Raw genomic sequence first — 11,445 nt, 5'->3', positions numbered from 1 at the left:
CCGCTAATAGATTACCACTTTGAGCAATCTATCAACAGGATAAAGTATAGAGCCTGCTTTTTTTGTGTTCTAGTGGCGGTTGCTACATAGCTGGTGCTGATATTTTTAGCAACAACGTGGTCGTGGCATTTTGTTTAGTCGGTTTTTTTGTTATAATAGTAATTAATTCAGTTTGCGCCTAAGTAGCGATAGCAACAAGAAAAGAGGCAAACGATGGCACAAAGACTAGCAGCTTTACGCGACAAGTTAGCCGCAATTGATCTCGATGGTATCATGATCACTGATGCGATGAATTTACGCTATTTAACCGGCTTTACCGGAACGACAGGGGCAGCGCTGATCACGCGGACAAGTGCCTTCTTCGTTACTGATTCACGGTACACCCAGCAAGCCTATCAACAAGTAGCACCACAAGGCTTTGCAATCGTTGAAAATAAAGGACCACTGTTCGTTGAAATTAGTCATTTATTAGAAAAGTTACAGTTGACCACTTTAGGCTTTGAAGCCGACCACATTTCATTTAATACTTACGATGATTTAGCCGATATTTTTGATGTTGGTTTGGTGCCAACTTCAGGGATGGTTGAAAAATTACGTGAAGTAAAGGATGCCGATGAGATTGGCTTGATTCGGGAGGCGGCAGCGATTGCTGACCAGGCCTACCAACATATTTTAAACACGATCCATCCGGGCATGACTGAGCGTCAAGTAGCGAATGAGCTTGATTTTTATATGCGCAAATTAGGTGCTAGCGGGGTTTCATTTGAAACAATCGTCGCTAGCGGCCCACGCTCAGCAATGCCGCATGGGGTTGCCACAAACAAGGCTATCGCACCCCACGAGCTAGTGACCCTAGATTTCGGCTGTTATTATCAAGGCTACGTCTCTGATATGACGCGCACCTTTGCCGTTGGGGAGCCAGATACCGAGTTAAAACACATTTATCAAGTCGTCTTAGCCGCACAAGAACAAGTAATCAAAAATGCGCGCGCCGGCTTAACCGGACAGCAAATTGATCATGTGGCGCGCCAAGTGATCACCACCGCCGGCTATGGCGATTATTTTGGCCATGGCACCGGTCATGGTATTGGCTTAGCGATTCATGAAGGACCAATGGCGACACCAAGCGCTGACGATGTGACCTTAGTTGACGGCAATATTATCACCGATGAACCAGGTATTTATTTGTTGGGGCTCGGTGGTGTGCGCATCGAAGACGATCTTTTGATCATGTCATCCGGCAATCAAATATTGAATACAGCACCAAAAAAAGAATTGATTATTGTATAAAAGCTTGCCAACGAGTTGACCAGCTTGCTATAGTTAGTTGATTAGTTGTACGATCTGCAACCGCTAAAATAAGTTGCAGGATCGAAGGAGGAAATTTAAGTCGTGATTTCAGTAAATGATTTTAAAACTGGTTTGACAATTGAAGTTGAAGGCGAATTATGGCGGGTTGTCGAATTTCAGCACGTTAAGCCAGGTAAAGGTAGCGCCTTTGTGCGTTCAAAGCTAAAGAATTTGCGTACTGGCGCGGTGCAAGAAAAAACCTTTGCCGCTGGTAAAAAAGTCGGTAAGGCGCAAATCGACAATAAAAAGATGCAGTATTTGTATCAAGATGGCGACAATTACGTCTTCATGGATAACACAACTTATGAACAATTATCGTTATCCACGGATCAAATCAAAGATGAATTGAACTATTTAAAAGAAAACATGACGGTAACGGTCGTTATGTATGGTAGCGAAACACTAGGGGTAGAATTGCCGAACACGGTTGAACTAGCGGTAGCTGACACTGAACCAGGTATTCGTGGTGCAACTCAATCCAGCAGCCCTAAACCAGCGACTATGGAAACTGGCTTAGTCGTTCAAGTCCCATTTTTCGTTAATAATGGTGACAAGTTGATTGTTAACACGCAAGACGGTTCATACATTTCACGGGCTTAATCAGTAGGAGGTAAAGCGGATGGCTGAAGATACAAATATTGTCTTAGATAGTAAAACAGAACCCACGTTGGGCCAAATTGAAATCGCACCTGAAGTAATTGAAATTATTTTAGGTATTGCGGCAAGTCAGGTCGACGGGGTTTATAAAATGCGCGGTACTTTATCTTCAAGTATCAGTCAATTACTTGGGCGTGAAGATCGCGGTAAAGGCGTTAAATTAACGGTCACTGAAGGCCGCATTCAAGCTGATATTTACGCTTATTTAAATTATGGCGTCTCGGTACCACAAGTGGCGTTGAAAATGCAAGATACGATCAAGGAACAGTTATTATTTATGACTGATCTTGATTTAGCTGAGGTCAACATCCATGTAGTAGGTGTGATTCCAGAAAAATTAGTTAATGCAGTGGATCCAAATAATTTATTTGCTGAAGATGGTGAAGACGATTGATTAACCGACATGAGATCCGTGAGTTTGCTTTTCAAACTTTATTTGCAATCAATGCTAATCCAGACGTTGATACTGAGGCGTTAATGGAGTCCTTAGCAACGACACCAGGGGCAGAGCCAGTTGAACTGCCAGACTACCTATTGGCGCTGGTGGGGGGTGTACGTGAGCACACGACCCAATTAGATGAAGCAATCAGTCAGCATTTAAGTGCTAACTGGTCGCTGAATCGCTTAGCTAAAACCGACCTGATTATTTTGCGCGTCGCCGTATATGAATTGTTAGAAGTTGCGGATGTTCCCGCTAAAGTAGCGGTTAACGAAGCATTGGAGCTAGCCAAGAAATACAGTGATGAACGCTCACGTAAATTTATTAATGGCGTTTTGTCAGCGATTGTTCGCCAAAATAATTTGGTGACGGACTAAGCACGTTGTTGAAACTAAGGCAGCATATGCGTGGTTGAAAAGGTAGATCAGTTATTGGCGAACAGCTTATCGTTAAGCTTGGCTAAAGTAATCTGAGCGCTTTTGCAACCGCGCTCTCAAAAAAGCAGGCTGGGCAACATGACTTAGGTTGTGGGTCCAGCTTTTTTAGAAAGTGAGCGTGTTGGGGTGGAAATTTTAGATGGAAAAGTAGCATCGCAGGCGTTGATTCCAGAATTACAGGCGCAAATCGCTGAATTAAAGGCGGTTGGCGTCACGCCAACGTTAGCGGCGGTGCTCGTCGGTGATGATCCGGCTAGTCAAGTTTATTTACACAGTAAGCAAAAGCGGGCGGCTAAATTTGGCTTACGGATGTTGACCACCACCTTGCCAGCAGCCACTACGACGGCTGAATTGGTGGCAGTGGTGCAACAGTTAAATCAGGATCCACAGGTGCATGCGATTATGTTGGAAATGCCATTACCAGCGCAAATCGATAGCCAGCAGGTTATCTTAGCACTGGATCCACGCAAGGATGTTGATGGTGTGCACCCACTGAATTTAGGTTATCTATTTGGTGGCCATCCCCAAGCAATTCCCAACACGCCCTACGGCATATTGAAGTTGTTGGATCATTATCAGCTTTCGGTGCAACATAAAAATGTGTTTGTGGTTGGCCGTAGTGTTGTAGTTGGCCGGCCATTAGCGGCGTTATTATTGAATCGTGACGCAACGATCACCATTGCGCATAGTTATACGCAAAACTTGGCCAAATTAACGCGGCAAGCGGATATTTTAATTGTGGCGGTTGGTCGCGCTAATTTTATTGATGCGACGGCAATTAAACCTGGCGCCGTTGTGATCGACGTTGGCATGAACCGGCTGGCTGATGGCAAGTTGGTCGGCGATGTTGATTATGCAAGTGCTGCATTACAAGCAGGCGCGATGACGCCAGTTCCCGGCGGCGTTGGGCCAATGACTAGCTTGATGTTACTTTACCAAACGGTTCAATTAGCAAGGAGTCAGACAAAGCATGGCTGAACAAAAGGATTATTTAACGGTCACCACGCTGACCAAATATTTAAAGGCTAAATTTGAGCGCGATCCTTATTTGGAGCGGGTTTATTTAACGGGTGAAATTTCTAATTTTCGTTTACGACCCAATGCCCATCAGTATTTTAGTTTAAAAGACGATCACGCTAAAATCAACGCTATCATGTTCCGTTCGGCGTTTAACAAAGTTAAATTCACCCCTGAAGAAGGGATGAAAGTGTTAGTGGTTGGTCGTATTTCACTATATGAGGCCACCGGTAATTACCAAATTTACGTTGAACGAATGGAGCCAGATGGTGTTGGCGCTTTTTACCAAGCCTATGAGCAGCTAAAAAAGAAGTTAGCCCAAGAAGGTTTATTTAATGCGCCAAAGCAGCCATTAGTGCGTTTTCCTAAACGAATTGCCGTGGTGACTAGCCCCAGTGGCGCGGTGATCCGCGATATTATTACGACCACGCGGCGGCGCTTTCCAATCGCCCAGTTGGTGCTGTTTCCAACCTTAGTGCAAGGTAATGAAGCGGCGGCGGATATTGTTGCCAAAATTGAACAAGTGAATCAGCTAAGTAATTTTGATACCTTGATTGTTGGTCGTGGTGGTGGCTCCATTGAAGATTTGTGGCCATTTAATGAAGAGAACGTGGCGCGGGCGATTTTTGCCAGTCAAGTGCCAGTGATTTCTTCGGTTGGACATGAAACGGATACAACGATTGCCGATTTAGTGGCTGATGTTCGGGCTGCGACCCCGACAGCAGCCGCGGAACTGGCAGTGCCAGTGTTAAGCGATGAAGTGGTTAAGTTGCAGCAGCAACAAGTCCGCTTATTGCAGGCAATGCAGAATCGAATTAATTTAGCTAAGAAACAAGTTGAACGCTTGCATCAATCCTATGTTTTTCGGCAGCCGCAACGCTTGTATGATGGCTATTTACAAAATGTTGATCAACTAAAGCGGCGGTTACAGATCAGCTTTAAACAAGTTGTGCAAAATAAGCAACAACAAGTTATGTTGGCCGAAAGTCATTTGCAACAGCATCAACTACAACCGCGGGTGCAACAAGGCCAACGGGATGTGGCGCGCTTGCAGCAGCAATTGACGACTGCCATGCAGCGCTATTTAAATCAACGCCAACAACTGGTGCAACAGCAAATTCAGTCATTGGATTATCTCAGCCCGCTGAAAATCATGGGTCGTGGGTACAGTTATGTAACCGATGAACACGATAATGTATTAAAACAAGCAACTGATTTTAAGCCAGCTGCTGAAGTTGCTTTGCACGTCACCGATGCGGTGATCACCACTAAAGTCATTGCGGTTACACCGCAAAAACAAGATAAATAAGAACGGAGGCCGTTTTAATGGCAGAAGCACAACCCACATTTGAAAAAAATTTGGAAGCATTGAATGCAATTGTGACTAATTTAGAGCAAGGCGATATTCCGCTGGAACAGGCGTTAACTGAATTTCAAAAAGGTGTTACTTTAAGCAAAACGTTACAAGATACGTTAACTAATGCGGAGAAAACTTTAACGAAAATGATGACTGAAGATGGTACTGAGGTGCCATTTGAAGCTGAAGGAACTGACGTCAATGATTAAATTAGCTGCTATGCGCGCCGAATTGGTGCCGGCCTTAGATAGTTTATTGGCGCTGAAACTTAGGCAAGATGTGCCAGCGGCTGATTTACAAGCAGCCATGACTTATTCGGTAATGGCGGGGGGCAAGCGGATTCGGCCACTGTTGTTATTAGCCGTTGTCCAAACTTTCCAAGCTGATTTAATTCCCCAAAGTTTACCGGCCGCTGCGGCGATTGAATTAATTCACACCTATTCGCTGATCCATGATGATCTGCCGGCGATGGATAATGATGACCTGCGCCGCGGCCACGCCACCAACCATAAAAAATTTGGTGAAGCTATGGCTATTTTAGCTGGCGACGGGCTGCAACCGTTGGCTTTTCAGTGGCTAAGTGACTGTCGGTTCAATGATACGATCAAAATTAAGCTAGTCCACGAACTTGCTTTTGGTGCTGGCCCCTTAAACATGGTGGCTGGTCAAGTTGCTGATATGCAAGGCGAACAGCGAACCTTAACGCTTGATGAGCTCAAAGCGTTGCACCAGCGTAAAACTGGTGCATTATTGAAGGCCAGTTTGTTAATGGGTGCTGTAATCAGCGGCATCGATGAAAAACGGACGACCGCCTTAAGCGACTTTGCCGATCATTTAGGCTTGGCTTTTCAGATCAAAGACGATATTTTAGATGTTACAAGCACGGCGGCACAACTAGGTAAGCCAGTCCATCAGGATCAAGCGGCTAACAAGAATACCTATCCTAGCTTACTTGGTTTAGACGGTGCGCGTAGTGCGTTGACAGCTGAATTGGATTCAGCACGGCACGCTTTAGATCCGTTAGTAGCGTCGACCGATATTAGTTTACTGGCTGAGTTTTTAACGGAATTAGCCAATTAGTGGAGGATGAAAACTGTTGAAAAAAGAACGGATCGACGTCTTGCTCCAGCAACAAGGCTATTTTGACTCACGGGAACAAGCCAAGCGTGCGGTAATGGCCGGTGAGGTTTATGACGCCAATAATCAACGTTACGATAAGCCAGGTAGTAAGATCCCGAATGATACGATTTTGCATTTAAAGGGTAAACACATGCCTTACGTCAGCCGTGGTGGCTTAAAACTAGCTAAAGCGCTGGACGTCTTTAAATTAGACGTTACTGATAAAACGGTGTTAGATATTGGCTCATCAACCGGTGGTTTTACGGATGTAATGCTACAAAATGGGGCTAAACGGAGTTACGCGCTGGATGTAGGCACCAATCAATTAGTGTGGAAATTACGTGAGGATCCCCGCGTCACTGTGATGGAACAAACCAACTTCCGTTACAGCAAGCTAGCCGATTTTACTGCAGGCCAGCCGAGTTTTGCCTCGATCGATGTGTCGTTTATCTCATTGCGCTTGATCTTACCTAATTTGGCAACCATTTTGCAACCGGGCGGCGATGTGGTGGCGTTGATCAAGCCGCAGTTTGAAGCTGGACCTAAAAACGTTGGTAAAGGCGGCATTGTACGTGATCCCAAAGTTCATGAAGCCGTACTACAGACTATTTTGGACTTTGCTGTAGCCAATCACTATGACGTGTTAAACCTTGATTTCTCACCGATCAAAGGTGGCGAGGGTAATATTGAATTTATCACCCACTTGCGCTTGAATTTAGACGCTGCTGGTCAAATGGCGCCGAATGTGTCGATTCCAGCAACGCTACAAGCGGCGTATCAATCCTTGAATGCTGCCAAGGCCTAGTTTTGTGAATCAGCGTATATTCTTTCAAAGTTTGTGCATATTCTAACAGATAACGCTTTAATTTTAGTGACGAATACGCTATTATGAAGTTAGAATGTGAAAGCAAGGTGACGGTATGCGAAAATCTGAGCGACAACGCTTGATCAAGCAATTGTTAAGTGAACATGATATCCAAAAACAAGAAGATTTCGTTGCGTTACTTGAAGGTGCGGACGTTAACGTCACACAAGCAACGATTTCGCGAGATATCAAAGATATGCAATTAATTAAGGTGCCGTCACCAAGTGGCGGTTACCGCTACAGTTTACCCGTTCAACAAACGGTCGATACTGAGAAAAAATTAAAGCGTATTTTATATGATGCCTATGTTTCGATGGCGATACAGGATTATTTTATCGTCTTAAAAGCGTTGCCAGGCAATGGAACGGCAATCGCCAGTCTAATTGATCAAATGGCCTTTCCGGATGTCTTTGGGACAATTGGTGGTGATGATACGGTTTTGATCATTGCTAAAACACCGACGGCAGCGCAGGACCTATATCAGTTATTAACGAACTTGCTTGAGCGTTAAGCAGGTTCTTTGTTTTACGGTGTTGTTGCAATAACGCAAGGGGGATTTTTGTGCTACAAGAATTGGATATTCGCGATTTTGCGATCATTGAAAAATTGAATATTGCTTTTCAATCAGGTATGACGGTTTTAACTGGGGAAACAGGGGCCGGCAAGTCAATCATTATTGATGCAGTGGGGGTATTAGCTGGTGGTCGTGGCTCACAAGAATTTATTCGCAAAGGCGCTAGTAAAATGCGCTTGCAAGGCTTATTTCATTTACCAGAAGATTCAGCGACTTTTGCTGTGTTAGACCATTATGGCATTGAACATGCTGATGCTGATATTTTATTGCAACGAGATCTATATCGCACTGGTCGTAACGTCTGTCGCATCAATGGCCAGTTGGTCAATACGACAACACTAAAGGAAATCGGTGAAACGATTGTTGACATTCATGGCCAAAATGAACATCAAGAATTAATGCACCCAGAAAAGCATTTAGCCTTGTTAGATGAGTTTTATAAAGTTAAAGTTACGCCGCAGCGGCAGAAATATGTGGCAGCCTACACCGAATTTACCCGTTTAAATAAGGCTTATCAGGAACGGATGGCTCATGCTAAGGAATGGGCCCAACGCTTGGATATGTTACGTTTTCAAGTTGATGAAATTGATAGTGCACAATTAAAGCCAGATGAAGAAAGTGCGTTGGAGACTGAGCGGGCGCGCTTAAGTAATTTTCAACGCATCACGACCGCCTTGCAAAATAGTTATGCGGCAATCTCAGGCGATGAAGCTGGCACCATGGATAACATTGGGTCGGCAATGAATGAACTGCAGCAGATCGCAACGTTGGATAGTACCTATCAAGACGTTGCTGATAGTGTGCAGACAGCGTATTATACCTTACAAGATGCTGCTTCAGAGTTGTTGCGCCAAACTGATTTAATGGAGTGGGATGAAGGTCGCTTAGATGAAATTGAAAAGCGCTTAGAAGTGATCCAGCAGCTTAAACGTAAATATGGTGACAGCATCAGTCAAATTCTTGCTTATTACGCTAAAATCAAGGCTGAATTGGGGCAAATGACGGCCACTGAAGATAATGAAGATCAGCTGGCTGAACAAGTTAAAACAGCCAGAGAGCAATTACTACAGCTTGGTCACCAATTGTCCAAGACTCGGCAACAAGGCGCCAAAAAACTGAGTCAAGCAATTCATGAGCAATTAGCAGCACTATATATGGAAAAAACCGTTTTTTCTGTGCATTTTAAAGCGTCGTCAACGGTACATTTTTACCCGACTGGTTTAGATGATGTTGAGTTTTATATTCAAACTAATCCAGGCGAGGCTGCAGGGCCACTGGCAAAAATTGCTTCTGGCGGTGAATTATCACGGATGATGTTGGCGTTAAAAACGATTTTCACCCGTAGTCAAGGCATTACTAGTATTATATTTGATGAAGTCGATACTGGGGTCAGCGGTCGAGTGGCCCAGGCAATTGCCGATAAGATCTCAGCAATTGCCCGTTTCTCACAAGTACTGTGTATCACTCATTTACCGCAAGTAGCAGCAATGAGTGACCAGCATTTCTTTATCCGTAAACAGATCATTGGTCAACGTACTAAGACGACCTTAACGCGTTTGGAACCGGCACAACGGATCGATGAGTTAGCGCGGATGCTATCGGGCACGACGGTCACCAAGTTAACGCGGGAACATGCTGAAGAGTTATTGCAATTGGCAGTAGTTGAGAAAAAGCGTTTACGTGAAGCGATTACAAAAGCGTAGAAAAAATGACGACGACAATCACTCAAGGTTGCCGCCGTCACTTTTTTATCAGGCAATGGCAGATGTCAGTGCGATATAGCGAATCGCATTGGCGGTGACTAAATGGATTAATTTTTGATTGGTTGCGCGGAAAATTAGGGTACCGCTGTGGCGTTGTTCAAAGCGGCCGTTGATAGTAGTTTGGCCACCATGATCAAAATCGTTAAATTGGACGGTGACACTTAATTGTTTAGTGAGGGCTTGTTCGAGAAATTGGGTGATTTGAAATTGTGGCATTTGCGGTAAGGCGGTTGTCGATAGGTTAGTTGCAGTGGGCACTTCAAAATCAACTATTTTTTGATAAGATGATTGTAAATGGGTGCCAAATTGTTTAATTGTTGCTTGATTAAATGCCATTTTGTTTTGCCTCCGAACGTTTGTTTGTAATTTCATTATACGAACAACCGTTCTCAATTGCAATACTTTTTTTACTTTAGTCGATAATTTATCGAGCTAAGCGCATAGGTATGCTAGAATAGATAGATAAAACCGCTGTGGTAGTTGAACGATTGTTGCAATATTACATGCTAGCACTTAGTTGCAACTTTGTCTGCGCTAATTGCTTGAAAATAATTTGGGAGGTAAGTAAATGGCGACACCACTACAATTTACGATTGAAGAAACTGTTGGCGTGTTAAGCACCAGCAAAAGTGGCTGGACCCGAGAGTTAAACTTAGTCAGTTGGAATGACCGTCCTGCCAAGTTTGATTTGCGTGATTGGTCACCGGATCATAGTAAAATGGGTAAAGGATTGACGCTGACCAACGATGAAATTGAGCAGCTGCGGCAACTGCTTGATGGCATGGTCAGCGACTAAACTTGAAAAATAATTAAAAAAAGTGCAAAATAGAAATTAAATTTATGCGAGTAGAAGGAGAATTGACCGATGGCGACACGCGGGATGTTAATCGTTTTATCTGGCCCTTCCGGTGTAGGTAAGGGAACAGTACGCAAGGCAATGTTTCAGGATCAGCAGCGAGATTTTGTATATTCGATCTCAATGACCACGCGGCAACCTCGTCCAGGGGAAGTCGATGGTGTGGATTATTATTTTCGGAGCAAGGAAGACTTCAAGCGTGAAATTGCGGATGATGGGATGTTAGAGTACGCGCAGTATGTCGATAATTACTATGGCACACCGTTGAAGTACGTCAACCAGACGTTAGACGCGGGCAAGGATGTTTTCTTGGAGATCGAAGTCAATGGCGCCATGCAGGTTCGGAAAAAATGTCCCGACGGTGTTTTTATTTTCTTAACGCCACCGGATCTTTCTTCGCTGAAACAGCGGATCAAAGGCCGCGGTTCCGAGGATATGCAGACTATTGATAAACGGATGCATAAAGCCGTTGACGAAATCAAAATGATGCGGCAATATGATTATGCTGTAGTCAATGATACTGTACCCAATGCGGTACAACGGATCGAGAACATTATTGAAAGCGAACATCTCCGCGTACAACGGGTGATCGCACAATATGAAAAAATGATAGGAGTTGGCGAAAAATGATTTTATATCCATCAATTGATAAATTATTAGACAAAGTTGATTCACGTTACTCGTTAGCCGTTTTATCCGCTAAACGCGCCCATGAAATCGAAGCTGGCAGTGTTAAAATGTTGCCTGACGATGAATATCGTTCACCACAAACCGTTGGCCAAGCACTTGAAGAAATTGCTGATGGTGAAGTGACCGTTGACCCAGCGTCATTGATGACTGAACGTGAAGCTGAAGCACAAGATCAAGCAGATAAACACGAAAAATAAGTTATATTGGTAGTTAAATGTTGGGTGTCAATTAAGAGTTCGGCTGGTTGTGACCGCGAACTCTTTTTCTATACTGTAAATTGATCAGCGGTCACTGCTTTACCCGCCGTTTTCTGCTACAATA

Annotated in this window: 15 protein-coding genes; 14 read left to right on the top strand and 1 reads right to left on the bottom strand. The window is 44.1% G+C overall.

Annotated features, from left to right (window positions below; genetic code table 11):
- The first annotated feature begins 213 nt into the window (after positions 1-213).
- The 11 genes from EKM80_RS10470 (at position 214) to recN (ending at position 9,518) form a co-directional block, all read left to right on the top strand.
- On the top strand, positions 214-1,290 hold the full coding sequence (locus tag EKM80_RS10470; protein WP_125553078.1) for a M24 family metallopeptidase: 1,077 nt from the start codon (positions 214-216) through the stop codon (positions 1,288-1,290).
- Between the two features lie 102 nt (positions 1,291-1,392).
- Complete coding sequence (gene efp, locus EKM80_RS10465) at positions 1,393-1,950, top strand: elongation factor P (protein WP_125553077.1); 558 nt, start codon at positions 1,393-1,395, stop codon at positions 1,948-1,950.
- Between the two features lie 19 nt (positions 1,951-1,969).
- Positions 1,970-2,401, top strand: coding sequence for an Asp23/Gls24 family envelope stress response protein (locus EKM80_RS10460; protein WP_125553076.1), 432 nt, complete (start codon positions 1,970-1,972; stop codon positions 2,399-2,401).
- Positions 2,398-2,823: a transcription antitermination factor NusB gene (gene nusB, locus EKM80_RS10455; protein ID WP_125553075.1), complete on the top strand. Its 426-nt coding sequence runs from the start codon at positions 2,398-2,400 to the stop codon at positions 2,821-2,823. Before EKM80_RS10460 ends, nusB begins: the two co-directional genes overlap by 4 nt.
- A 186-nt stretch (positions 2,824-3,009) precedes the next feature.
- The gene (locus EKM80_RS10450; RefSeq protein ID WP_125553074.1) at positions 3,010-3,861 is read left to right on the top strand and encodes a bifunctional 5,10-methylenetetrahydrofolate dehydrogenase/5,10-methenyltetrahydrofolate cyclohydrolase; all 852 of its coding nucleotides are present in this window, start codon (positions 3,010-3,012) and stop codon (positions 3,859-3,861) included.
- Positions 3,854-5,209 carry an exodeoxyribonuclease VII large subunit gene (xseA, locus tag EKM80_RS10445; RefSeq protein ID WP_125553073.1) on the top strand — a complete coding sequence of 452 codons (1,356 nt, stop codon included), beginning with the start codon at positions 3,854-3,856 and terminating at the stop codon, positions 5,207-5,209. The genes EKM80_RS10450 and xseA overlap by 8 nt, the downstream gene beginning before the upstream one ends.
- A 17-nt stretch (positions 5,210-5,226) precedes the next feature.
- A complete protein-coding gene (locus EKM80_RS10440) occupies positions 5,227-5,466 on the top strand; it encodes an exodeoxyribonuclease VII small subunit (protein ID WP_125553072.1) in 240 nt (79 codons plus the stop codon).
- Complete coding sequence (locus EKM80_RS10435; protein ID WP_125553071.1) at positions 5,459-6,337, top strand: polyprenyl synthetase family protein; 879 nt, start codon at positions 5,459-5,461, stop codon at positions 6,335-6,337. The genes EKM80_RS10440 and EKM80_RS10435 overlap by 8 nt, the downstream gene beginning before the upstream one ends.
- 16 nt (positions 6,338-6,353) lie before the next feature.
- The gene (locus EKM80_RS10430) at positions 6,354-7,181 is read left to right on the top strand and encodes a TlyA family RNA methyltransferase (RefSeq protein ID WP_125553070.1); all 828 of its coding nucleotides are present in this window, start codon (positions 6,354-6,356) and stop codon (positions 7,179-7,181) included.
- A 115-nt stretch (positions 7,182-7,296) separates the two neighbouring features.
- Complete coding sequence (argR, locus tag EKM80_RS10425) at positions 7,297-7,752, top strand: arginine repressor (protein WP_125553069.1); 456 nt, start codon at positions 7,297-7,299, stop codon at positions 7,750-7,752.
- A 50-nt stretch (positions 7,753-7,802) separates the two neighbouring features.
- Positions 7,803-9,518, top strand: a complete 1,716-nt coding sequence (gene recN / locus EKM80_RS10420) for a DNA repair protein RecN (RefSeq protein WP_125553068.1) — start codon at positions 7,803-7,805, stop codon at positions 9,516-9,518.
- Positions 9,519-9,566: 48 nt separating this feature from the next.
- Here the strand turns inward: recN and EKM80_RS10415 are convergent, their stop codons facing one another.
- Positions 9,567-9,914, bottom strand: a complete 348-nt coding sequence (locus EKM80_RS10415; RefSeq protein ID WP_125553067.1) for a hypothetical protein — start codon at positions 9,912-9,914, stop codon at positions 9,567-9,569.
- Between the two features lie 232 nt (positions 9,915-10,146).
- Between EKM80_RS10415 and EKM80_RS10410 the strand changes: the two genes are divergently transcribed.
- The 3 genes from EKM80_RS10410 (at position 10,147) to rpoZ (ending at position 11,321) form a co-directional block, all read left to right on the top strand.
- Positions 10,147-10,374 (top strand): YdbC family protein, encoded by a 228-nt coding sequence (locus EKM80_RS10410; RefSeq protein WP_125553066.1) that lies wholly within the window; start codon positions 10,147-10,149, stop codon positions 10,372-10,374.
- A 69-nt stretch (positions 10,375-10,443) separates the two neighbouring features.
- Positions 10,444-11,064 (top strand): guanylate kinase, encoded by a 621-nt coding sequence (gene gmk / locus EKM80_RS10405; protein ID WP_125553065.1) that lies wholly within the window; start codon positions 10,444-10,446, stop codon positions 11,062-11,064.
- Positions 11,061-11,321 carry a DNA-directed RNA polymerase subunit omega gene (gene rpoZ / locus EKM80_RS10400; protein ID WP_125553064.1) on the top strand — a complete coding sequence of 87 codons (261 nt, stop codon included), beginning with the start codon at positions 11,061-11,063 and terminating at the stop codon, positions 11,319-11,321. The genes gmk and rpoZ overlap by 4 nt, the downstream gene beginning before the upstream one ends.
- Positions 11,322-11,445: the final 124 nt, after the last annotated feature.

The sequence above is a fragment of the Loigolactobacillus jiayinensis genome (assembly GCF_003946445.1).
Lineage (GTDB): Bacteria > Bacillota > Bacilli > Lactobacillales > Lactobacillaceae > Loigolactobacillus > Loigolactobacillus jiayinensis.
The sequence above is the reverse complement of the archived record's forward strand: the minus strand, read 5'-3'. Positions and strand labels throughout refer to the sequence as shown.

Bases quoted from the DNA above. Each gene is read 5' to 3' on its own strand.
- EKM80_RS10470 (WP_125553078.1), top strand. From the start codon at position 214: ATGGCACAAAGACTAGCAGCTTTACGCGACAAGTTAGCCGCAATTGAT.
- EKM80_RS10460 (WP_125553076.1), top strand. From the start codon at position 1,970: ATGGCTGAAGATACAAATATTGTCTTAGATAGTAAAACAGAACCCACG.
- xseA (WP_125553073.1), top strand. From the start codon at position 3,854: ATGGCTGAACAAAAGGATTATTTAACGGTCACCACGCTGACCAAATAT.
- EKM80_RS10440 (WP_125553072.1), top strand. From the start codon at position 5,227: ATGGCAGAAGCACAACCCACATTTGAAAAAAATTTGGAAGCATTGAAT.
- EKM80_RS10435 (WP_125553071.1), top strand. From the start codon at position 5,459: ATGATTAAATTAGCTGCTATGCGCGCCGAATTGGTGCCGGCCTTAGAT.
- argR (WP_125553069.1), top strand. From the start codon at position 7,297: ATGCGAAAATCTGAGCGACAACGCTTGATCAAGCAATTGTTAAGTGAA.
- EKM80_RS10415 (WP_125553067.1), bottom strand. From the start codon at position 9,914: ATGGCATTTAATCAAGCAACAATTAAACAATTTGGCACCCATTTACAA.
- EKM80_RS10410 (WP_125553066.1), top strand. From the start codon at position 10,147: ATGGCGACACCACTACAATTTACGATTGAAGAAACTGTTGGCGTGTTA.
- gmk (WP_125553065.1), top strand. From the start codon at position 10,444: ATGGCGACACGCGGGATGTTAATCGTTTTATCTGGCCCTTCCGGTGTA.
- rpoZ (WP_125553064.1), top strand. From the start codon at position 11,061: ATGATTTTATATCCATCAATTGATAAATTATTAGACAAAGTTGATTCA.